General features: G+C 59.6%; 21 protein-coding genes and 1 pseudogene. 10 read left to right on the top strand and 12 right to left on the bottom strand.

Annotated features, from left to right (window positions below):
• Positions 1 to 807: 807 nt before the first annotated feature.
• The 3 genes from NCS28_RS32565 to NCS28_RS32555 form a co-directional block, all read right to left on the bottom strand.
• Positions 808 to 2,073: a nucleotide-binding domain-containing protein gene (locus NCS28_RS32565; protein ID WP_250517893.1), complete on the bottom strand. Its 1,266-nt coding sequence runs from the start codon at positions 2,071 to 2,073 to the stop codon at positions 808 to 810.
• A 101-nt stretch (positions 2,074 to 2,174) separates the two neighbouring features.
• Positions 2,175 to 2,732, bottom strand: coding sequence for a Pycsar system effector family protein (locus NCS28_RS32560; RefSeq protein WP_250517892.1), 558 nt, complete (start codon positions 2,730 to 2,732; stop codon positions 2,175 to 2,177).
• A 228-nt stretch (positions 2,733 to 2,960) separates the two neighbouring features.
• Positions 2,961 to 3,173, bottom strand: a complete 213-nt coding sequence (locus NCS28_RS32555; protein WP_250517891.1) for a hypothetical protein — start codon at positions 3,171 to 3,173, stop codon at positions 2,961 to 2,963.
• Between the two features lie 189 nt (positions 3,174 to 3,362).
• Between NCS28_RS32555 and NCS28_RS32550 the strand changes: the two genes are divergently transcribed.
• The 6 genes and pseudogenes from NCS28_RS32550 to NCS28_RS32525 form a co-directional block, all read left to right on the top strand.
• Positions 3,363 to 3,683, top strand: a complete 321-nt coding sequence (locus NCS28_RS32550; RefSeq protein WP_250517890.1) for a helix-turn-helix domain-containing protein — start codon at positions 3,363 to 3,365, stop codon at positions 3,681 to 3,683.
• Positions 3,676 to 4,389, top strand: a complete 714-nt coding sequence (locus NCS28_RS32545) for an ImmA/IrrE family metallo-endopeptidase (protein WP_250517889.1) — start codon at positions 3,676 to 3,678, stop codon at positions 4,387 to 4,389. Before NCS28_RS32550 ends, NCS28_RS32545 begins: the two co-directional genes overlap by 8 nt.
• A 175-nt stretch (positions 4,390 to 4,564) precedes the next feature.
• Positions 4,565 to 5,023: a hypothetical protein gene (locus NCS28_RS32540; RefSeq protein WP_250517888.1), complete on the top strand. Its 459-nt coding sequence runs from the start codon at positions 4,565 to 4,567 to the stop codon at positions 5,021 to 5,023.
• Positions 5,016 to 6,044: a serine/threonine-protein kinase gene (locus NCS28_RS32535; protein WP_250517887.1), complete on the top strand. Its 1,029-nt coding sequence runs from the start codon at positions 5,016 to 5,018 to the stop codon at positions 6,042 to 6,044. Before NCS28_RS32540 ends, NCS28_RS32535 begins: the two co-directional genes overlap by 8 nt.
• A gap of 744 nt (positions 6,045 to 6,788) precedes the next feature.
• Positions 6,789 to 7,142, top strand: coding sequence for a hypothetical protein (locus tag NCS28_RS32530; protein ID WP_250517886.1), 354 nt, complete (start codon positions 6,789 to 6,791; stop codon positions 7,140 to 7,142).
• 131 nt (positions 7,143 to 7,273) lie between these two features.
• A pseudogene (locus NCS28_RS32525) lies at positions 7,274 to 8,131 on the top strand (hypothetical protein); the annotation flags it as partial.
• 39 nt (positions 8,132 to 8,170) lie between these two features.
• Here the strand turns inward: NCS28_RS32525 and NCS28_RS32520 are convergent.
• Positions 8,171 to 9,747 (bottom strand): IS3 family transposase gene (locus tag NCS28_RS32520; RefSeq protein WP_250517884.1). Its coding sequence is split into 2 segments (ribosomal slippage): positions 8,171 to 9,279 and positions 9,279 to 9,747, totalling 1,578 coding nucleotides; the frame shifts between segments, so codons are not numbered across the junction.
• A gap of 50 nt (positions 9,748 to 9,797) precedes the next feature.
• On the opposite strand from NCS28_RS32520, the gene NCS28_RS32515 reads away from it, so the two are divergent.
• On the top strand, positions 9,798 to 10,337 hold the full coding sequence (locus NCS28_RS32515) for a hypothetical protein (RefSeq protein WP_250517883.1): 540 nt from the start codon (positions 9,798 to 9,800) through the stop codon (positions 10,335 to 10,337).
• A gap of 264 nt (positions 10,338 to 10,601) precedes the next feature.
• Positions 10,602 to 11,729 carry a J domain-containing protein gene (locus NCS28_RS32510; RefSeq protein WP_250517882.1) on the top strand — a complete coding sequence of 376 codons (1,128 nt, stop codon included), beginning with the start codon at positions 10,602 to 10,604 and terminating at the stop codon, positions 11,727 to 11,729.
• Between the two features lie 437 nt (positions 11,730 to 12,166).
• On the opposite strand, the gene NCS28_RS32500 is transcribed toward NCS28_RS32510, so the two are convergent.
• The 5 genes from NCS28_RS32500 to NCS28_RS32480 all read right to left on the bottom strand — a co-directional run bounded on the left by NCS28_RS32500 (position 12,167) and on the right by NCS28_RS32480 (position 17,045).
• A complete protein-coding gene (locus NCS28_RS32500) occupies positions 12,167 to 12,475 on the bottom strand; it encodes an HU family DNA-binding protein (protein ID WP_284506410.1) in 309 nt (102 codons plus the stop codon).
• 630 nt (positions 12,476 to 13,105) lie between these two features.
• Complete coding sequence (locus NCS28_RS32495; protein WP_250517879.1) at positions 13,106 to 13,414, bottom strand: hypothetical protein; 309 nt, start codon at positions 13,412 to 13,414, stop codon at positions 13,106 to 13,108.
• 534 nt (positions 13,415 to 13,948) lie between these two features.
• Positions 13,949 to 15,103 (bottom strand): PDDEXK nuclease domain-containing protein, encoded by a 1,155-nt coding sequence (locus tag NCS28_RS32490; RefSeq protein ID WP_250517878.1) that lies wholly within the window; start codon positions 15,101 to 15,103, stop codon positions 13,949 to 13,951.
• A 458-nt stretch (positions 15,104 to 15,561) separates the two neighbouring features.
• Complete coding sequence (locus NCS28_RS32485) at positions 15,562 to 16,452, bottom strand: hypothetical protein (RefSeq protein ID WP_250517877.1); 891 nt, start codon at positions 16,450 to 16,452, stop codon at positions 15,562 to 15,564.
• A 149-nt stretch (positions 16,453 to 16,601) separates the two neighbouring features.
• On the bottom strand, positions 16,602 to 17,045 hold the full coding sequence (locus NCS28_RS32480; RefSeq protein ID WP_086973927.1) for an SET domain-containing protein: 444 nt from the start codon (positions 17,043 to 17,045) through the stop codon (positions 16,602 to 16,604).
• A 92-nt stretch (positions 17,046 to 17,137) separates the two neighbouring features.
• On the opposite strand from NCS28_RS32480, the gene NCS28_RS32475 reads away from it, so the two are divergent.
• Positions 17,138 to 17,341, top strand: a complete 204-nt coding sequence (locus NCS28_RS32475; RefSeq protein WP_250517876.1) for a hypothetical protein — start codon at positions 17,138 to 17,140, stop codon at positions 17,339 to 17,341.
• Positions 17,342 to 17,427: 86 nt separating this feature from the next.
• On the opposite strand, the gene NCS28_RS32470 is transcribed toward NCS28_RS32475, so the two are convergent.
• From NCS28_RS32470 to NCS28_RS32460, 3 genes are all read right to left on the bottom strand, one after another.
• Positions 17,428 to 17,706, bottom strand: coding sequence for an HU family DNA-binding protein (locus tag NCS28_RS32470; RefSeq protein ID WP_250517936.1), 279 nt, complete (start codon positions 17,704 to 17,706; stop codon positions 17,428 to 17,430).
• A 73-nt stretch (positions 17,707 to 17,779) separates the two neighbouring features.
• Positions 17,780 to 18,055 (bottom strand): YlcI/YnfO family protein, encoded by a 276-nt coding sequence (locus tag NCS28_RS32465; RefSeq protein WP_250517875.1) that lies wholly within the window; start codon positions 18,053 to 18,055, stop codon positions 17,780 to 17,782.
• 85 nt (positions 18,056 to 18,140) lie between these two features.
• Positions 18,141 to 19,157 (bottom strand): DNA-binding protein, encoded by a 1,017-nt coding sequence (locus NCS28_RS32460; RefSeq protein ID WP_250517874.1) that lies wholly within the window; start codon positions 19,155 to 19,157, stop codon positions 18,141 to 18,143.
• 194 nt (positions 19,158 to 19,351) lie between these two features.
• Between NCS28_RS32460 and NCS28_RS32455 the strand changes: the two genes are divergently transcribed.
• Positions 19,352 to 20,518, top strand: coding sequence for a tyrosine-type recombinase/integrase (locus NCS28_RS32455; protein WP_250517935.1), 1,167 nt, complete (start codon positions 19,352 to 19,354; stop codon positions 20,516 to 20,518).
• Positions 20,519 to 20,538 lie beyond the last annotated feature (20 nt).

The raw sequence follows: 20,538 nt of genomic DNA, 5'->3' as shown, positions 1-20,538 counted from the left end.
ACCGGCCCGGCCGCCGGCGAAGCGTACCGGAACACTGACGCAGCCCTGCAACACTGTCGTCGCCGTTTGGCCCTATCGCGATCATCGACGACACTCAGGCGCCGTGGTATGGCCTGCTTAACCGGGCAGTACCGGCTCGGTCCGACCATTCCAATCCTGAAACACCTCGCTCAGCAAGGCGGCCGCTTCGTCATTGTCGACCGCGGCCACGCTATGATCGGCTTTTAATGATTTAAGGCAGTACGATTTGCGGCTGGTTAGGGTACAAAACGCGGGTATAAAGATAACTCCCAGTCTTTTAACGGCTCGAATTCTGCCAACAATTTCACAACGCGGTAGCGAGCGCCATCCTCCTCGCACGATCCCAGTCGTTTGACAGCAGCGTCTTGCCTTGCTCACGCTGAGGTGCTGATGCCGGCACCTGCCGGAGGAACCTGAATCGGCCTTAGCTGACGTTCAAGGAGGCTCCCCTGAACGTCAGCACTATGGCGAGCTACCGACATTGACTGCGCCGCGCGGCGGGATGGCTGCTTCCGGCGTTCGCCAGCTCACATGGTCCGCCCTTTCTCCGACGCTGACTCCGGCCGGACGCCTCGACGGCTCTTGGTGTACAAATCGGCCCGTCGCACTATCTACGCCAATACGTTGGATGCGACTTGAGCAACAACGGAGCGCTGCTTGTCCGGTTGCACGATGTTCCACGACATCACGACGACACATCAGCGATGGCTGCGGAAGCACGGCTTCTTGGCGAGCGAGGTCTGAAGTCGGCCATTCTTGATAACCGATGCGTACCGTCGAAGTCACTTACTTGATGTGAACTGCAATCGTGTCTTGAAACACGATCTGCCCGCTTGCATCCACAATACGCGCCGTGACGGAATGCACGCCGCGATACGCCGTCGAACGCTTGAACGTCCGCTCACAAGGCTTCGCGTTACCGAATCCGTCCGTCGTTCGCCGCATCTCGAACTCCACGACCTCGGGCTCAAGGCCATCATTTTCGCGCGCCTCTTTCCCGTGATTCTGCTTGATGAACTTGCCCGAGAGCGGTAGGCGCAGCCCATCGAGTGCGAGCGGCTCCGCCCGCACGACGAAAGAGAGGTCGACGTGCTTGGGCAGGCATTCTGAAAGTGACGGATACGGCTTGAATCCCTCCGCGCCGCCGAGCACGCTCGCGTAAAAGCTGATACCGCCGCGCGCCTTGACCTCGGGGACAAGAATTTGCTTGAGCTCGGTCGGCAGCGGAAGGAGTTTCGCAAACGCCTTGAAGTTGAGCTTGCGAACCTCGTAGTTCAATGGGTTTCCGTCCGACATCTCGTAGTTCGGCCGCAGATACGGAACCGTCACTATCTCATCCCCGCGCCGTTCGGTCTTCTGCTGCAGGAGGGTCTCCGGCAGGTCGAGAAACTTCATTAAATTCTGCCCCAGCATCGCGGCGTCCTTCGACGCCATCGATTGAAGCTTCGCCGACACGTCGACGTAGAAAGAAGTCGCCGTCACTTCGTGCACGTCGGTATAACCGTAGGATGACCACAGCACATCCTTGTCGTCCCCGAAGTCCAGGCCGACTCGAAATCCGATGTCCCGTGCGTCGATGCCTCGCTTCATCAACGCAGGCACCACCGACTCCTGCATGAGCGCCTGCAACATCGCAGCACAAGAGATTGCCGCCATCGCGGACGACTCCTTGCACGTGCCTCGTCCGCCAAAAAAGGCCATGAGCGCGTCGCCCATGAAACGATGCACATGCCCGTCCATCGCGCGGACGGTTTCCGACGCGGCCCGCAAAATCGAGTTCTTGATGTGCTGGACCACGTCTAGCGGATATCGCAGGCCCAGCCGCGTCGAGTTCTTCACGTCGATGAACATCGTCGTGACGTGGTGATACTCGATTTCGTCCGTTCCTTCAAGGTGCTGAAAATCAGGGTGACAGCCGATACGTCCACGATTAACGGCGGGCTCTTTGCCGAACCAGCGGCGGATAGGAAGTTGGACTGTGTACTCTTCCTGAACCGCTGGGAGCGCCGAATCCGAACAACGTTGCTCCCGACGACGCTGTCGAGAGCCCATCCGGATTTCGCAAATGTCCGTCGACGACTGACTTGCTCGAAGAGATTGTCGAAGCTCTTTTTAAACTGTTCGATGTCGCGGCTCATGATGGTTTTGCCTTTTCAAGTTGATTGTTGCTGCAAAGCCGTCAAGAGCACGGCGAGAATCACCCCAAACAGAGGTATTTGGAAGTGGACGATGAAGCTTGTTGCTTGACCCAAAAGCGAAAATTTATGTGCGGCGATGCCGGCAAGGGTGTGCGCTTGATGCGATAAGTCCTTCACAACTTCCTCATCTGTCATGGCACCCAGCGATGCGGCGTAGCCATCGCGGCCGCCGGGATGCCTGGCGACGTCACCGAAAAAGATGGCCGATGGCCCCTCATGTGACGCTCTTCCCGACGGTAACTGCGGGTGCAGTGCGAGGTAGGCATAACGCGCCGCCCAAAGCGTGACGCCGACTGACGCCAACGACACGAGCAGCAACCCCCACCACCAGGCGTCGTGAGCGCGCTTGTCCGAGACGTCAACGAGCTTGAATCCGAGGCCCCCGATGTACGCCATGCAGTAGGACAAAATGATTGCAATCTTCGAGTTGCTCGAGTTGATGTACGAGTCGTACCGCTTGATAATTTCGAGCAGCAGCTTCTGCTGGTCGTCGAATTTGCGCAGGTCCGCCATTAAAGTTCCTAAGCTGCACCGTTCGGCATACCGCTCCGACGAACCGCCGCACATGGGTCGTCTCGAGTCCTTCGTCCTGGTGGCCGTTACCGCAGCAGGTCGCCATGCGGAAAGACCGCTGGGCCACATCGACATTGAACCCATATCTAGTAGGTTCATCGACGGGCAGCACAATATGCAGATCAGCACATTGTGCTGCATATTTCTTATATTTCCGGTAGAAATCGGTTATTTTTTCTTGATGAGCTGGCTTAGGGAGCCAACATTTTCACGCTCCAGCACTGTCTTGAGCTTTGCGTCTGAGCGCGTTCCCTTGGCGAAATTATCACCGTAGGTCTCGCGCAAAGTCCCAACCAGCGTATCTCCGCGCTTTTGCCGAATCTCGCCGTTTGCGTCGCGTTGGCGACCACCGAGACCCTTCGGGTAGTGTTTTGTCGTCATAATTCTTTCCTTACAAAGTTCGCGGCCATTCGTCAAAGCCGACGGCGGTTGTCAATAAAAGTTCGCTACTCCGAACTTGAGGTAAGTCTTTCATCCTTCAGATTCGATGTCAATACATTTTTCCGCTGGAAGGCCACAAAAAGTTCGCTATCGTGGTACATTGACCATGTAGTCAACTAGGAGCAGAACATGGCCACTCGACTCGGCGAAAAGATTCGCGAGTTGCGTAAGGGAAAGAAACTGACCCTTGAGGCGCTCGCGGGACAAGCAGGCTTGAGCAAGAGCTACCTGTGGGAATTGGAGAATCGCGAGTCTCAGCGACCGTCAGCAGAGAAGCTGACATCGCTCGCGGATGCGCTCGGGGTGAGCGCCTCGTTTCTAATTGAAGACGACATTCAGACGCCTGAAGAGCATCACCGCGATGAAGCGTTCTATCGAAACTACAAGAAGCTCGACTCCGCGGCAAAGGAACGGCTGCGAAAGATACTCGACGCGCTGAAAGATGACTGAGACCTCCAACGCGCCCATAACGCCGTATAAGGCGGCATTTCAACTCACGACGATTCTCGAGGTCTTCAACGCGGCGCACGGAAGCCCACGTTTCCCGGTAGACGTTGCCACTGTCGCCGAGCATTGCCACGAGTTCTTTCATTGGGACGACGCCATCGAAAAGGTTGTTGGCGCAGACATTGAAAACTTCGAGGGATGCCTAGCGAAGATTGATGACGACAGGGGTTGGGCTCTGATTTACAGTGAGAGCGTTGAATCGTCCGGGCGGCGGCGCTTTACTCAGGCGCACGAACTTGGCCACTACGTCCTTCACCGCTCGCTTCGCTCCCTTTTTGAGTGTACGAGTGAAGACATGGACAATTGGCAATCGGAGGACCGCCGCATGGAGTCAGAGGCAGATGTCTTTGCCGCGAATCTGCTCATGCCACTCGACGACTTCCGCGAGCAAATTTCAGGGCCCGTGGACTTCGGGCAATTGCGCCTTTGCGCACAACGCTACGATGTCTCCTTGACCGCCGCAGCGTTGCGCTGGGTCAGCGCCAGCGACAAGAAACTGGTGTTGGTTGCTTCGAATGATGGCTTCGTGAGGTGGTCAAGTTCGAGTGATGCCGCCACTAGGCAGGAGCTTTTCTGCGTTCTCGGCGAGATACCGTCGAAATTTCCGCAGACTCGCTCACGGCCGACGAGACTGTCGCCCGAGAGCTAGACGGGGTGTCGGTTCCCGCGAAGATTTGGTTTCCGAACGCGCGCCCTGGCACAAGAATCCGAGAGATGAAGATAGACTCGGAGCAATACGGAGCGCTCACCCTACTTGAGCTCCCGAGCACCGACAATGTGTGGGCGCCATGGAGTGCCTAGTAAGCCAATCAAGCGAAAAACAGATGAAAACGCTAGGAATTCGCGTAGCACCGAAGAAGATTACCTTCGTTGTTTTCGATTCGGACGAGCAGAATATCGTGAACGTCGAGGGGATTGTTGTACCCAGAGCGATGGAGACGCCCGAGCAACTGAAATATGTCCGCAACACCGTCCTGGATATCATCCGGGAATATGGCGTGGTTCGTGCCGGCATCCGGATTGCAGAGACGGTAGCCCGAGGCGTGCCCGTTGAACGCTATGCGCTCGAAGGTGTCATTCAGGAAGCGTTTGCCAGCAGCCAACTGCAAGGCTACTTTTGCGGGCAGATTGCCAGCATCGCCAAGAAGATGAATCTGAAACGCGAGGTGCTGAAGAAGCATCTCGAAGGTGAGACCGAATACGAACCCATCCAGGGATGGATGGAGCATTCCAAGGAAGAACGCGAAGCAATCGCCGCCGCGCTAGGAGCCGCAAATGCTTAATCCGGAAACTGAAACGACGTTGCGTTTCAAACTCGACAAGGAAATTGGCTCCGAGGGAAAGAATTCGACGGTTTTCATTGCTCGCGACCTGCAATTGGACGCCGACCTTGCCATCAAACGCGTAAAGAAGGACTCGTTCACGGACGTTGCTGAGTACTTCCGCGAAGCAAGCATTCTCTACCTGAGCGACCATGCGAACGTGGCGCCGATTCACTATGCCTGCGAGGACACGGAGCACGTCTACCTGGCGATGCCGTTCTTCGCGGCCGGCTCACTGAACAAGCTCCTTGAAACGAGGTTTTTGACCGTTCGAGAAATCATCCGGTATGCGATTCAGTTCCTGAGTGGGCTCCACAACATCCATTCGAAACAACTGATTCACTTCGATATTAAGCCCGACAACATCATGTTGTCCAACCGCAACGAGGCGCTCGTGTCGGACTTTGGTCTTGCTCAGCGGATGCGGGCGGACGGCTTGGCCGAGCAAGCATTGAATTATTGGAAGAATGTTCCACCGGAGGCCCTACTCAAAACTGACCACACGGTCCAATTTGATATCTACCAAGTGGGCCTCACCCTATACCGCATGTGCTGCGGCAATGCCACCTTCTACCAGCAGTTCGAGAGTTTTAAGTCCGATGATGACTTCGCCGTGGCCGTATATCAGGGCAGGTTTCCGGACCGGAGCCAGTTTCCTTTACATATACCCAGCGCTTTGTCGAAGGTCGTAAAGAAGTGTCTCGAACCCAAACTCGAAAACCGCTACCTTTCCGTCATTGAGGTCTCGAATGCACTCGCCGCAATAGAGGGCAATGAGTTGGACTGGTGCTATACGGTGGAAGCTGATGGCTCTCGCGTTTGGACCAAGGAAGACGAAGAGCGCACGTACCGACTCAAGGTAGGCGTCGGCATGGTCTCCGAGGCAACGCGACAGACCGCGAAAACCCTACAGCGGATAAATGCGTTTTGCCTCAAGAGTATTGACGACAAAGCGATTCGCCGCTTCCTCAAGGAGCAGTGAAATGTCGACGATTAAGAACCGGCCGGCAACTTACACGACGCGGGCCAAGCTCACTTCGCCAAAGCGGGTCGCAACCGAGCGATGCTCTGAGAGCGAACTGCGCCAAAGAGTGACCGCTCGCAAGCTGAACATCGATTCCGCCGGCTACGTTCAATGGCGGACAACAAAGAAACCTCAGCGATAGCCCGACCGTTCTTGTTGGCGATGCCGCTTTTTGTTCGGCCATCGACCCATGCGTTGTGAGCTGACCATACGCATTCGTTGACGCGAATAGCCGTCGCTCAACCATGGCTTTTATAGAACGGCCGGTTTTCGGTGGCTTGCAGCCGCATTTGCCTAGCTACCCGAACGTCCGCAAAGGCCGAATAGGGAGCAGTTCCGCGCTGCTTCGCTTCGCCGGTCCCGTTCACAGTGGTCGTCCACTCAGCCTGACGACGTCCCAACGCAACCCTGCGTCGATCCATCGACTGCCGAAAGCGACGTATTTCAATGCGCTCAAGTTCGCCGACGCCCGGATAGGCGTTCAGTCCGCGGGGTAACGCGGCGCGCGCCACAGTAACGCGTCCAGTGGCCTGATATTATTTCGCCGCACCCGTTGAGTACACTTTCGTTCCGTCTTCGCCGATGTCATCCCGCCGCCCCTCCTCGCGAACTGCCCGGTCGCTGTTTCGAAAACCTCTCAGCAAAGAGATGTTACTGCCCCTCCCTTCGTCAGCGGCGCGGACCGTCGCTTTATCGAACCACTTGACGTTCGCGGCGTGTCAATCCGGCGCTGGATCGGCGTATCTCTTCAATGAGCTTGTCCAACTCGTCTACGTCACCTTCTTTGTGCAAGATGCGGGCTATGGCGACACGGATTTAATCATCTATGCACGCGCTGAAGCGGCTCTCGAGCGCGGCTTGCAACGCGCCGAAGTCGAGCGACTGTGGGAACTTGAGGCGGCCGAGCTACCGTTGTTTCAAGCGGTGCTGCAACAGGCCGACCGCCAACTAGCAAGCGCGCCAAAGTACGTTCATGCTGATGCACGAGACAGGCTCAAGCAGTTTGCCGCCAGCGCGCGCGCCTCGCCGCTCAGGCCCACCGCGTCGCGCCACTGACGGCGATAAGGTCATCCAGTAACGAACGCGCCATCACCCCGCCGCTACCCGCGATCCACAAGAGTCGTTCACGTGAACGACGGCCGATATAATAGTTGCCGGAATCTTACGCATTGCACCGGAGTTCTCCTATGAGTCAAACCCGCGGACCAAATGCGGGATATCGGGGCAAGCCAAACAGTCGGCGCCAACCTCATCACCTGACGAGCCCCAATCGCGCAGCACGAGGCCAACCTCCTTCAAGAGCGCTTGACGACGGGCCCGCGCAGGCGTCCATTATCAAGACTCGTTCGTTGAAATTCCTCGTCGATGCAGTCGGCGCGGAGAATATTGCTTTGGCACTTGAGTCCAGCTTGGCCCGGATCGCAGAACTGCTGCGAGGAGAGAGATTCACCCCCGAGACCGCGTTCCATATGGAAACTACGCTTGGGCTACCGTCCGGCTTTTTCGACCAATCTCATCCACTTCTTTTGTCGGAGACGATTGCGCGCCTGAAGATGCCGCTCGAGTTTGTCCATACGGACGAGATCAGCGATGAAGGTGACGTCGGGAAAGCACCCGTCCTTCCGAGTGCGCAGAAGCCTTCGCTGCTTGCCAGCAGTTTGTCCGAGGACACGACAATGCCGTCTAAGAGTTCGAAAGAAGCGTCGGGCGCGCCCAAGACCCGCCCCCAAAAGTTTGCGAAGCAGGCAAGCGGTCAAGCTTCCGGAGCAGGAGATTCGCCCAAATCGCACCCACCGCATCAAGCGGCCGGGCGGAAGCAGGCCCAAGCAAACGGCGGTGCGACAGTAGAGAGTATCAGGCAGGCCAACCTTCACGTTCTCACCACGCGCAACGGTTCAAAGGTCAAGCTCGGCGCAGTCTTGGGGCTGAGCGGATCGAATATGGCGCACCGACTTCACGGAAAGAAGCGCATGGATGATGCTGAAGCCGAGCGCTTCACCGCGGGGCTTGGTCTGCCTGCGGGCTGGCTAGACACACCTCGTTCCGGAAATTTGCAAGGTAGTTGTCGCCTCAACGATTAGATTTCAGGCAGCCTCTCTGTCTTGATTTCGGTGTTGTGGGGCGTCGCTCTGGTTGTCGATTCGATCCGGGTTCAGGTGCACAGCATCGACGCGTTGCCAGTTGCGCGTACGGCCTTTCCATCGAAGCGGATTGCATTGCCGGGCATTCTCGTAGAGCGCCGCGCGTCGATCCAGAATGTCTTGATCGAGGTTGGCATGACGCTGCGCCGGCGTCACGAACCGGATCGCGCTGTGACGATGCTCCTCGTTGTACCAGCGCACCAGTGCGCCCACCCACGTGCGCGCGGCCAACAGGGTATCGAATGCCTTGAGCGGGTAAGCAGGTCGGTACTTCAGGGTCTTGAACAACGACTCGGAGTAAGGGTTGTCGTTGCTCACGCCCGGGCGGCTCAACGACGGCATGACGCCCAGCGCCTGAAGGGTAGCGAGCATCGTCGCGCCTTTCATCGGGCCGCCGTTGTCCGAATGCAGAATCACCTGGGCGGGCTGTATCGCCTCGCGCGCGCAGAGATCCCTGAGGACTTCGCTGGCCAGCACGCTGCTTTCCTCGGCATAGACCTGCCAGCCGACAATCTTGCGGCTAAACACATCCAGAAACAGATACAAGTAGAAATACTGCCCACGAACCGTGGTCGGCAGGTACGTGATGTCCCAGCTATACAACTGGTTCGGTGCATCGGCGCAAACTGAACGGGGTTTGCTGCGTGCCTGTGCCGGCCGTTCGCTGCCCCGATGGGCGAGTTGCTTCTCGGCCTTCAGGACCCGGTAGAACGTCGATTCCGAGGCGATATAGCGTTGCTGGTCTGCCAGTCGAGGCACGATCTGGCTTGGCGGCAGATGACCGAATTCGGGCGAGTTTGCGATCGCCAGAAGCTCGGCGCGTTCGGCGGCAGAGAGCTTGTGACGCGGCTCATGGTGCCGTAACGAGCGCCCGTCCACCGCATCAGGTTCGCCGCGCTGCCAGCGCTGAACCGTTCGGGTACTGAGCCCCAGAATGTTGCACGCACGCGCCTGGCGAGCCCCGGCCAGGGTCGCCTCGCTGATCAGGCCGATCAATGCCTTGCGCTCTTCAGGGACCGTCATTCGGCCTCGCCCCCGAACAGCGCACGGTGCTTTTTTTGCAGCACCAACAGCGCCGCAGCTTCAGCCAGCGCTTTCTCTTTGCGTTTGAGTTCGCGCTGCAACTCGAGATTGGCCTGCTTCAGATCCCGCACTTCCTGGGCGCTCTCGCGCCGGATCCCAGTTCCACCGACGCTGCAAAAATCCGCTCGCCACTGCGCGAGATGATGCGCGAACAGGCCGCGCTCGCGACACCAGCCGTTCAACGCTTCGTCGACTAACCCGTGGCTCTCCTGCAAGGCCTTCAGCCGTTCTTCCAGCGACCAGTCTTCCGGACGTCTTGCGTGTCCGGAGCTCGAGCTCCGGTTCGCGGCGGCGGCCCCTCTCATCCATTTCCTCAATGTCAGTACGTTCACATTCAATTCGTCGGCCACCGCTCCAACTGTTCGGTCACCGCGCTGCAGGACCTTCGACAGTGCCTGCTCTTTAAACTCAACAGAATACGTTTGTTTCGCCTTCAACTTGTACCTCTGACTCTTCTTGATAAGAAAGTTCAGAGGCGACAACTACTATGACGCCGGGGGGTTCTGAAGCCGACATTCCCGAGTCAGTCGCGCTGCTGCTAGCGCCCGCATCACGCGTGCGCGCGCCGGGCCAAGCACCCGCACCGACCGCCGCGGCACCGTATGAGGACACCCAAGCCACCGCCGCTCCGACCGGCGAGATCGACCGCGCCCTGCCCAGCTCTTCGAGCGACCCGAACAGTGAAGCATTGCCAGCCGATACCGCGGGCGAGGACGACAGCGCAGCACGCGTTCACAATGAAAACGTCATCAATCCATCCGTCACCCGCGACGACGGTTTCGTCGAACGCGCCGAGCCAGGAACGCCAGCAGCCATCGCCGCACCGGCGGAGTCCCTGCCCGCATTCTCGATGGCAAAGCCTACAGCCACGCCACCCTCCGCCCCTTTGGGAACCAGCTTAGCCGGTCTTGATGGAATCGCACCTATCGCAGAGGCGCTCTTGAAGACGCTCGCCGGCAAGGCACGCACCGGTCGCTTGGACGAACTGAAAGCGTTGGAGCTATTGCAACAAGCCGTCCTGCTATAACAGGGACGTCCGGAACATCGTCTGGCCACGTCGTAACAGGCGGTGATCGAGCTGACGACCGAGCAGTTGCATTGGCTGCTCAACGGCATCGACATTGACGCAGTGCACCGCCGTCCGATGCGGCTGCACCGTGACGCGAGCTTGATACCGATATCCGTGGTCTGCTGCCCTTGAAACTTCGAACCACACAACTCTCTTGGGCAGCCGGCATCCGGCTAAAATATCGCCCTGGTATTGACTCCCGCGACAACCGGAAGCTCTCTCATGACCAATGCGATCCGCCAGGCCGTCAGCATCGCGCCGGGCCACAACAAGGCTAGCCTGTCCCGGGGACAGAAGGCATTCAACACCCTGATCAGACAGATCGAGAAGCGCCGTAATCGTCTGCGGGCTTGGGAGGCCGTCATGCCGGCGTTCCAAAAAAAGTACATTGACGAGCTATTGCCTCTCGACCGGGAATTGACGGGTCTGCACGTCAAGATGGTTTATCGGCTCGATGGTGCCTTCGACCAGAAAGGACTGACCAAGGCCGAGCGGCGCACCATCTCGGAGCTGATCGCCGGCCTGGCTGGCGATCTGATCGAAGAAAGCGACGATGCGCAGTTGAAAGTCATTTACAACAGACATAGCCAATCCGACTACGACAGCGAAGCGGCGGCCGAACTCGAGGATATGAAGTTGGCGCTCGAGGCAATGCTCGGCGTTGAACTGGGTGACGACATCGACATGAGTTCGCCCGACGAAGTCTTGCAGCGCGCGGATGCCAGAATGGAAGAGCAGCACACGCAGGAAGCAGCCGCAAATCAGGCTCGGGAAGCGCGACGCGCCAAACGGAAGAAGTCGGCAAAACAGCTCGCCGCGCAAGCCAAGCAGGAAGCAGAGCAGGCAGAGTTGAGTCAGTCTATCCGCGAGGTCTATCGAAAACTCGCCAGCGCTTTACATCCTGATCGCGAAGCGGATCCTCAGGAACGCGAACGCAAGACCGGGCTGATGCAGCGGGCCAACCAGGCTTACGGCAAAAACGATCTCCTGAAATTGCTGGAATTGCAACTGGAGCTCGAGCACATCGACCAGCGCGCCATCAATGACATCAGCGAAGACCGACTAAAGCGTTACAACAAGATTCTCAGGGAGCAGCTCGGCGAACTGGATCAGGAAATTCTGCACGTCGAGGCCGGCTTCAGGCATGCCTACGGAGTTCCTCCATTCGTTGAAGTATCTCCCGCGACCGTCTTACGCAATCTCTCGAATGACATCGCCGGGCTCCGGCAAAGCATGCGTGATCTGGAAGCAGATCTGCTCGTGTTTGAAGATCCCAAGCAATTCAAAGGCTGGTTGAAGCACCTGAAACGTCGGCAGGCAGCCCTCCACTTCGACGAGATGCCATTCTGACCGCCCATGCGTTTCGCATGAATATGCCCGTTGTGGGGTGAATTGGGCGCTTACGCTGACCGCGAACACACCGCGGCCGTGGACGAAGGAAGACCGGTCAGAAGTACGGCGGGTCGGCTCGAATCTGAAGAGACAAGAACAAAATGGTCGCGGTGAATCGCGCAACGTTGGATAATCGGTCAAGCCCGTATTGCAATACGCCTATGCCCCGCTCCGCTGATCGCCCTATCAAGCGCAAGCCACCTCGCGGCACACTGGCTCGCTACCGAGACCGGATCGTCGAGGTGCTCGGCGAAGCGCGCGGGCAACGCGTCATGATCCGGTCCGTCCACGTGGACGGAACCGAGCGGCGCACGGCGATCAAGCTCGTGAATCTGTTGCCGTTGGACAGCCAGCTCTTCTGACGAACGGGGCGAAGCCTCCCCACCCCTTTTGCCTTACACGCCGTTAGCTGCGTCCTTAAACGCTTTGCCGGCCGTGAATTTCACCGTTTTCGCGGCGGCGATCTGAACCGTTTCGCCGGTCCGCGGGTTCCGGCCGGTCCGCGCCGCACGCGCGCCGGTGGAGAAACCCCCGAACCCGATCAACTGAACCGGCTTCCCCTCGGCCACTTCGCGCGAGATTGTGCTCACCACGGCGTTGATCGCCTCTTCCACAGCGGCCTTGCTGGTTCCCGCCTGTGCGGCGACCGCGTCGATCAGTTCCTGCTTGTTCATTCGGCTTTCCTCTTTGAAATCGACTGTCATCTTACCGGACGCCGGCGAGCGCCCAGCTCAACGCGTGTAACGATTGATACATGCGCGCCGTGAGGCGCATCGAGGGGAAGTGCCTGGAAGGTGCACGGCTATGGTTGCGCGTGCGCAGATGGCACAGTCGCACCAACGTTGAGGTAAGCGTCGCGCGGCGCCGCGGAATGATTACGCTGCGCGGAGGCAGCAGTACCAGCTTGCGGTTTGCCGACCCTCCGGCGCAACGCCCCGCGATTTCAATGAACCGCCGCGGCTAGGCTACGGCCTCGGCGACCGGCACCGACGACGCGCGGAATCGCCTGTCGCGTCGACGCGATCCGTCTGTCTAGCACTCGATCTCCGCGGTTCGCTTAAGAAAGGGGCACAGCGGGCAAAGGGACGCCAGATAGTTGCCCGGCAACGCGGTTCGGACTTGCGGGCTCCGCGGAACGACGCAAGCCGACCAAAAATCAGCGACGTCTCGGCGCTTTCCATGCGTGATAAGTCGTATTAGCACGCTTGAGTTTAATGGCGGTGGCTTGCCACTGGCGACTAGCTTCGTCGGAGCCAGTCCATTCGGCAGTCCATCGGCCATACTCATAAGCACTACATATCGACTCTTCTAGTACCTCAATTGGCGCGGCGAATCTACGCCGCGCGGCGCCCGTCGCTCGCTCCGACGTCGACCTGTTTCTGGGCGAGCTGTTCGACCTCATGCTCAAGCGCAGACAGCCGGGCAAGTTGGACGGGAAGCAATGCGTAGGCGATGCGCAGCTCATGCAGGCGTGCCCTCCAGTACGGAACGCTTATTGGCAACGAAGCTGATGTTGCACGCACTGCCGTCACAACTTCCCGTATATGAGCGAGCTCACGATCGGCTTCCAGGGAGGTCCGCTTGAGCACGCCGGGCGAAGTAGCGGGGACGTGATGTTTTCGGTCAACTGCGATTGTCTTCATACGCTGTGCATCTCCTGATCCATTGAGACCAGCGTATCGAGGCTCTCGAGAAGTCAAGGAAGGATGCGGGCGCGTAACCGGCCTTGGGGCCTTGGCTGTGAACGATGGGCCATGCCGGACTCACGCGAAGGCGTGAGCAGCGCAAGCGCTGCATCGGCCGACACCCTTCCTCTTTTTCAGGGCCCGGCGGCTTCCATGCGCATGTGCAACGCTCGCCCACCAGCGAATCCGCATTGCGAATCAGGCGTCGCACGCAATCGTCCACCGCTGCCTTCGGAACGCGACCCGCGAGCGCCGCGGCGACGAGGGCATCTAGGCATCGACGACGTCAATTACCGGGATTTCGTAGCCGTAGCCGGCCTCCATCAATGCAGCGCGGACAGGGCACACTCCATCGCAAACTGCGCCTGCGTCGCCTCGTAATCTCGCGCCGCGCGGATGAGCGTTTTCGGATCGGTGGCGCTAGGCCGACCAAGAGACCAACGACTAATGCGTTGGGAGCAGCGAGCAGATGACAACTCTGCTATCGGTCTGTCAGTCCGGAGAGAGATCGCCTCCGTCGCGCAAAATGGGATGTTGCGCTTCCCATTCCCTACGGGTTTTCGCCAACTCCTCCGCGAGCAATTTTTCGTCCGGAAGCACTGTGTGGTACTCGGCGGCAAGCACCTTGTTGGGCAGGCCGTCGAGCGCATAGCGTGCGATCGCTTCGTTGGTTCTTGCACAAAGGATCAGGCCGACTGGCGGGTTTTCGCCCGGCAGTGTCCAGTGTTCCTTCGCGTAATTACAGTACATGTGCATCTGCCCGACATCCGCATGATTCAGCTCGGTCAGTTTGAGATCGATGATTACGAGACAGCGCAGTCGTCGATGGAAGAAGAGCAGATCTACACGAAACCAGCTGTCTCCGATGCGCAATCGCCGCTGCCGCCCTACGAACGTGAAGTCGCCGCCCAGCTCAAGCAAGAAGTCCTCGAGCCGGTGGATGAGGGCGTCTTCAAGGTCGCTTTCCGAATACTCGTCCTTCAAGTCAAGGAACTCGAGAACGTAAGGGTCTTTGATCGCTTCTTCGGGCTTCATCGTGTCGCCCGGAGCTGCGACGGCGCCCTTGGCGAGCATTGCGCGCTTATCGTTGGACATCAACGTGCGGGTGTAAAACTGACTGCCGATCTGGCGTTCGAGCTGTCTCACACTCCATCCACCACGCAGCGCTTCGCCTTCGTAGAACGACCGCTCTTCCGGCGATCGCGTCCGTCGCATTAGTCGCACGTAATGCGTCCAGGACAATGGAAAACGTTCAGCCAACTGCTGGAGCGAGAATTTCCGAATCGGTGATTCGGATTTTGTTCGCGAGGCGCGGGTCGTAGATTTCCGAATCACCGATTCGGTAATCTCGCTCGGCGGATAGCTCTGGTAGAAGAGGCGCATCAGTTCCAAATTGTCAGCGCCAAAGCCCCTTCCAAACTGCTTCGTCAGATCCCCTGACAGGCGTTGCAAGAGCGCCTGCCCATACTCAGCGCGCCCCTGCCCGCCCTGCTCCGATTCGACAATCCGACGGCCGACCAACCAATAGGTCGCAGTCATCAGTGCATTGATGCTCCGCGCTGCGGCACCCCGGCCGTCTTCCAGGAGCGCGACCACATCGCTGAGCGTGTCCCTGTAGGCGCTTTCAGGCACGAGCACATCGGTCATCTTTTTTGTTTCCACGCGTCTCTTTGGAGGGGGAGCGAGCCAATCGGTCGTCAATGTTGAGTGTGCACAAAGCTGGAAAGCATACGCGATGAACGACCGTCGCACACCTCACGCCTCTTTCTCGCCACACTTCGGCGGACGCGGCCATCCCGTACACCCGAGTCTCTCTAATTTTCTACCGCTATGTATCGCCTATCCTAGCGGACCACGAACCGTTCGCTAGCTGGCACCGGTTCAGGTCCGTTCCCACGGGTGCGGCTGACCTCGTATTTTACGCGCAGCGCCCGCTGTCCGCGCCGCGCGGGTGATGGTCGCTCGGCAGGCGGACAAAGGCAGTTCGTCGGAGGCGCTTCGAGATCCAGCCGAAGGGAGCACGGTACGAAATTCAGCGAACTCGCCTGTTACGAAGGCCGCTGACTCGCAAGTGAAGGTCATGCCGGTGAAGCGAGCGGCTCCGGTCATCGATGCTGCACTTTCCGTGTTGCCATGTATGCGTCAAACAGGCCAGTATGCAGCCGACTCAGTTCTTCGCGTAAGCTCACCAACTCGTGCTGGTCGCCTTCATGTTCGCGACGCAAAATCTCCCCGAGCAAGGCCGTGGCACGCGACGCAGGTAGCTCTCGCTGCACGCGCGCCTCCCCCAGCTGACCCGCGAGCGCTGGCTTGACAACCAGTAGCCAGGCCGGAAACCAAACATAGTCCTCGATTTCGCCTGTGCCGGGAAACTCAGCATCGAAGCGCCGACGCAGCACATCCAGCAAAGCGTCCCGAAGCATGGCCATCAATGCGGCGAATCGTGACGGTGCCAGCCACGCCATTTCCACTAACAGCGGCCACGCCGCATCGAGACCGGCTCCTCGATAGCGCGCTTCGGTCATCCAGGCGAGTGGCGACGGGATGCGCCACCACGATTCGATCGTGTTGACGGCGTCAGTGGCTGCCGCCCAGTCCCCTGCGCGGAGCCATAGCGGCGCGGCGTGGCTTTCGGTGTGGCTCCTGCAAAAGACCAGCGGTGCAGCGCGCTCGGCGAGCGAGCGCCAGCACGGTGTCGACCATGCATGAGCGTCCTGTGCAGGCATCACCCGTTGGGCGGCAGGCGTCACTTCATCCTCAAGGTGTCGGCGGACTGCGGTTAGCTCCGTGTGGTCGGCCAGTGGAAGGCTTGACTCGATCTCGAGTTCGCGAACAAGCACCGTCATCGCAGGCAGCGCGCTGTCTGCTGGGTATTCGCTGGCGAGCTGCGTCAGTGAGGCGCGCGCGCCTCCCGCATGGCGACGCTGCAACTGCTCCACGACGTCGTTGCGCAGTACCACGTCGCGGCTGTCGGCAAATATATCGAGCTGTTGCATGCTTTGCTGCATCGTCGTCGCGCTCAGGAATGTCGTCGTGAAGAGCGATCAGGCTAATTCATTTCAGCGCGTGGAGGAAGCGGATGCCGGCGCTTTCGACGATGTTTTCATGGATCACCGTGTGCCAGGTGCGCCTCACAACAAGTACGCTACCGACGCGCATCCAGCATCGTGCCGCGACAGCGGCGAGCGCCGCACCGACATGCGTAAAGGCGTTTGAGCGCCGCCGTTCGGCGCCCTTCGACGTCGAGCGCGTAGTCGATGAAGACCTCCGCGCCCTCTTCGATCGTGCGTGTTGCGCGGATGAAGACCCGGTCGCCTTCCTGTTCGGCTTCACAGTTGGGCGCGCAACTGTGATTAATCCAACGCGCGGAGTTACCGCCTTGTGCGCCATCGATCATGCGTCCGTCGTCGAGCCCGAAGAAGAAGGTATGCCCGTCTTCAGCAGTGGACCGCGCATACCGGCGCTGTGCCTCTTTCGCCGAGATGATCTCGCCTTTGTACTCGAGGATTACATCACCGACGGAGATAGTCGCCGCGGCGAACACACCACGACCATGAATGGGCGAGTGACGGACGGCAATGCGGCGCATGGTTGACTCTCTAGCGTGACAAGGAACGAAAAAATCTGTGTTGGTGTGACGACAGGCGATAATCGCATCATCGCATGTCAGCCTGTCTAGAAATGTCCGCTCTGCCTCGTCGCACGAAACTCAAACGCAAGCCGGCGCGCGGCACCCTGGTGCGCTGTGAAGACCGGATCGCGGAAGTTCTGGGCGAAGCCCGCGGACAACGCGTCATGATTCGCTCCATTCACCCGGACGGACGAGAGCGCCGCACCGCGGTGAAGTGGGTGAACCTCATGCCGCTCGAGACTCAGCTTTTCTGACTGACCGAACGCGACCTATCGACCGGGTGATGCGCTGGCAAGCTGGCCGCCTGCGGCCGTCGCGCGTCACTCGGTCGTCGTTGCGCTCACGCCTGGTTGACAGCGTCCTTAAAACTTTTCCCGGCGGTGAACTTCACTGTCTTGGCCGCCGCGATCTCGATCGTCTCACCGGTCTGCGGATTCCGACCGGTCCGCGCGGCGCGTTCCCCGGTCCCGAACGATCCAAACCCGATCAGTTGAACGGCGTCGCCCGCGGCCACCGTTTTCGAAATCGTCTCAAACACCGCATTGATCGCCTCTTCCGCGGCGGTCTTGCTCGTCCCCGACTGCGACGCAACGGCGTCAATCAATTCCTGCTTGTTTATTGGCGTCTCTTCCTCTCTATTGAAAACGAACCCGATCTTACCGAACCACTACAAAAACACGAAACCGGCGCGGCTAAGCAGCAGCATCGGTCGCATCCAGTTCGAACAGATCCGAGGTCGTGCTGTGTTCAGCGAGCAGCTCGGGCAAGTCACCCTTGCGAACCTTGGCCAGCGTCTCTGGCGACAGCCAGGTCTCTTCCATCGCTTCGATGCCGTCTTCAATCATCCGCTGCAGGAAGTAGGACTGTTTCCGCCCCGTGGCCTCTGCCAACACACGTAATCGCTGTTCGATAATCGGGTCGATGCGCACCGCCACGACCCGCAATTTATTTTCTGCCGATCTTCTCACCTGGTTGCTCCTTTTGACCGTCGGCGCAACTGAGGCAACAACCGTCCGTGGGTTGCGCCGCTAGCCGGCGCCACCCGGCCATTATCTAGATTCGAGCTTTCGCTCTCGCCGTTTTGCCAACGGCGGCCTTCCGAGCGGCTCGCCTGACTGGCGGACTGGATTCTGACGTCGACACGCGCCGCGTCGGGGGGCGAGTGGTTCCGCGGAGCGACTTCAACTGCTCTTGAAGTGACTTGTGCGCCGCTTCGAGCGCGGTGAGCCTGCCTTGCAGTACCCCGGTTTGATGGCGGGCATCGCCCTGCTGCTCCTGCAGCGCCTCGACGGTGCGACGATGCTCGGCCTCTCGCTTGTCGGCACGTTTGCCCGCCTCGGCCAATTCCCTCTGGGCCTTTGCCAGCGCGCTACGTTCCCGATCGATCTCCAACAGGGCGCGCTTTTCCGATGCGCGTAAGCGCTCCTCGGCTCGGTCTGCCGTCTCCCGGAGTTTTTCGAGATCGCGCGAGAAGGCGTGGCGTACCTTCTCCAGTTCTCGCTCGCGCGCAACGGCTTCTTCCCCGAGCCGCTTGATCTCCGCCTCAAGCGCCTTGCGTGTGGCGGCCTCTTCGGCCTGCTGCCGCTCCAGTTCGCGGATCGCGACCTGCGCCGCCAGCAACGCGGCGGTGCGTTGCTCGAGCGCCGTCTCGGTCCGACCCAACTCCTCGCGCGCCGCAACCATTTTTTGCTGCACCTCGGCGCGCTGTGCTTCGACTTCGTCGCGCAGTGCGGTCAGCTCGGCGTGCGCGGACGTCGTCGCCCGCGTCCAAAGCGTCCCGATCAACTCGCCCGCTGCCTCGCTCAGATCCGTTGGCAAGTCGGGATGCTCGATGCGAACGCGACTCTTTTCGCGCAATTCCGCCCAGAACTCGCTCAATACCGACGCCGGCGTGCTCATGGTGCCGCGTCGCACTAGGTTGTAGAGGCGATTGGCGGTTGGGGCGACGCCGAAGCGGAAGAACAGCAGCGCGCAGACCTCGCGATAGAGCTCGCGCGTTTTCGGGAATTCGACCTTGAGGCGTTCGATATCGGCCGCCAGGCGGGTTTCGTCTGAGAGAACGTCGGACATGGCCGCGAAAGGATAAGCAGTGCGCTCATATTACAACGTAATCCGCTATAGATCCAATCCAGAGCGACTATCAATTTGACATTAGTCCTATAATGTCGATTAAAATGGCTCAAAGCCGCTTTCCAAATCGCCCGATCTTGAAGCCCGCACTGCCCTCGCCGCCCTCCGTCGCGCTTCAGCCTGCGGCACTGGAGATGCTCGTCATTCCGTCGGAGTTGGACGGCAGCACGGGTTTAAATCGTGTCGTGACGGGTCGCGCACAGATCGCCGCGAACAACGATCTCGATGCGATCCGGGCGTGGCTCTCGCGCTTCACGGACACCAGAACCACCTTTGAGAACTACCGCAAGGAAGCCGAGCGCCTCCTGCTCTGGTCCGTCGTCGTGCTCAACAAACCGCTCTCCTCGCTCACGCACGAGGACGGCCTGCGCTATCAACACTTCCTGGCCGATCCGCAACCGGCGGCCAGCTGGGTTGCGGGTGGCGGGCGTAAGCACGCCCGCAGCGACGCGCGCTGGCGTCCTTTCTACGGACCGCTCTCGCCTGCGAGTCAGCGCCAGGCGATCGTGATTCTGAATGCGCTGTTTTCGTGGCTGGTTCAAGCGGGCTACTTGGCGGGCAATCCGCTCTCGCTATCCCGACAGCGTACCCGACACGCGGCCCCGCGCATCACCCGCTATCTGGAGCCGAGCATCTGGCAAGAGGTCAAGGACACCATCGCGGCCATGCCAAGCGATACGCCACGCCAGATCGCTCATGCCGCTCGTGTGCGGTGGCTCTTCACGCTGCTCTATCTGGGCGGCCTGCGGATTGCTGAGGTCGGTGGCAATACGATGGGGCAGTTTTTTGTTCGGCGCGATGCCGACGGCGTAATGCGATGGTGGCTCACCGTGCACGGAAAAGGCGGCAAGGAACGGCTTGTGCCTGCGACGCGTGAAATGATGACGGAGCTCTCGCGATACCGGCAGCATGTCGGGCTGAGTGCGCTCCCCTCGCCCAATGAAGACACGCCGCTGGTCTTGCCCATTGGCGCGACGGCAGCGAACGGTGGCACGCAGACGTGCGCCCCTTTGACGCGCGCCGCACTGCATGCGATCGTCAAAGAAGTGTTCGCGCAGGCCGCCGCCCGACTCCGCGAGCGCGACGAGACGTCTGCCGCACGGGCCGACCTGTTGGCAAAAGCCTCGGCGCATTGGTTGAGGCACAGCGCGGGCTCGCACATGGCCGACCAGCGAGTCGACTTGCGCCTCGTGCGCGACAACCTCGGGCATGCATCGCTGACGACGACGAGCCTCTACCTGCACATCGATGACGACCGACGCCATCAAGAGACCGACGAAAAGCATCGGATAGACTGGTGACGCTCGCGCGCAACCTTTGA

The organism is Caballeronia sp. INDeC2, from assembly GCF_023631325.1.
Taxonomy (GTDB): domain Bacteria; phylum Pseudomonadota; class Gammaproteobacteria; order Burkholderiales; family Burkholderiaceae; genus Caballeronia.
The sequence above is the reverse complement of the archived record's forward strand: the minus strand, read 5'-3'. Positions and strand labels throughout refer to the sequence as shown.

What these genes read in the sequence shown, in the direction of transcription:
- NCS28_RS32540 (WP_250517888.1), top strand. Translation starts at nt 4,565, where the DNA reads ATGAAAACGCTAGGAATTCGCGTAGCACCGAAGAAGATTACCTTCGTT.
- NCS28_RS32545 (WP_250517889.1), top strand. Translation starts at nt 3,676, where the DNA reads ATGACTGAGACCTCCAACGCGCCCATAACGCCGTATAAGGCGGCATTT.
- NCS28_RS32500 (WP_284506410.1), bottom strand. Translation starts at nt 12,475, where the DNA reads ATGACAGTCGATTTCAAAGAGGAAAGCCGAATGAACAAGCAGGAACTG.
- NCS28_RS32475 (WP_250517876.1), top strand. Translation starts at nt 17,138, where the DNA reads ATGTCCGCTCTGCCTCGTCGCACGAAACTCAAACGCAAGCCGGCGCGC.
- NCS28_RS32485 (WP_250517877.1), bottom strand. Translation starts at nt 16,452, where the DNA reads ATGCAACAGCTCGATATATTTGCCGACAGCCGCGACGTGGTACTGCGC.
- NCS28_RS32460 (WP_250517874.1), bottom strand. Translation starts at nt 19,157, where the DNA reads ATGTCCGACGTTCTCTCAGACGAAACCCGCCTGGCGGCCGATATCGAA.
- NCS28_RS32490 (WP_250517878.1), bottom strand. Translation starts at nt 15,103, where the DNA reads ATGACCGATGTGCTCGTGCCTGAAAGCGCCTACAGGGACACGCTCAGC.
- NCS28_RS32455 (WP_250517935.1), top strand. Translation starts at nt 19,352, where the DNA reads ATGCTCGTCATTCCGTCGGAGTTGGACGGCAGCACGGGTTTAAATCGT.
- NCS28_RS32515 (WP_250517883.1), top strand. Translation starts at nt 9,798, where the DNA reads ATGACGCCGGGGGGTTCTGAAGCCGACATTCCCGAGTCAGTCGCGCTG.
- NCS28_RS32555 (WP_250517891.1), bottom strand. Translation starts at nt 3,173, where the DNA reads ATGACGACAAAACACTACCCGAAGGGTCTCGGTGGTCGCCAACGCGAC.
- NCS28_RS32535 (WP_250517887.1), top strand. Translation starts at nt 5,016, where the DNA reads ATGCTTAATCCGGAAACTGAAACGACGTTGCGTTTCAAACTCGACAAG.
- NCS28_RS32565 (WP_250517893.1), bottom strand. Translation starts at nt 2,073, where the DNA reads ATGGGCTCTCGACAGCGTCGTCGGGAGCAACGTTGTTCGGATTCGGCG.
- NCS28_RS32510 (WP_250517882.1), top strand. Translation starts at nt 10,602, where the DNA reads ATGACCAATGCGATCCGCCAGGCCGTCAGCATCGCGCCGGGCCACAAC.
- NCS28_RS32560 (WP_250517892.1), bottom strand. Translation starts at nt 2,732, where the DNA reads ATGGCGGACCTGCGCAAATTCGACGACCAGCAGAAGCTGCTGCTCGAA.
- NCS28_RS32495 (WP_250517879.1), bottom strand. Translation starts at nt 13,414, where the DNA reads ATGAAGACAATCGCAGTTGACCGAAAACATCACGTCCCCGCTACTTCG.
- NCS28_RS32550 (WP_250517890.1), top strand. Translation starts at nt 3,363, where the DNA reads ATGGCCACTCGACTCGGCGAAAAGATTCGCGAGTTGCGTAAGGGAAAG.
- NCS28_RS32480 (WP_086973927.1), bottom strand. Translation starts at nt 17,045, where the DNA reads ATGCGCCGCATTGCCGTCCGTCACTCGCCCATTCATGGTCGTGGTGTG.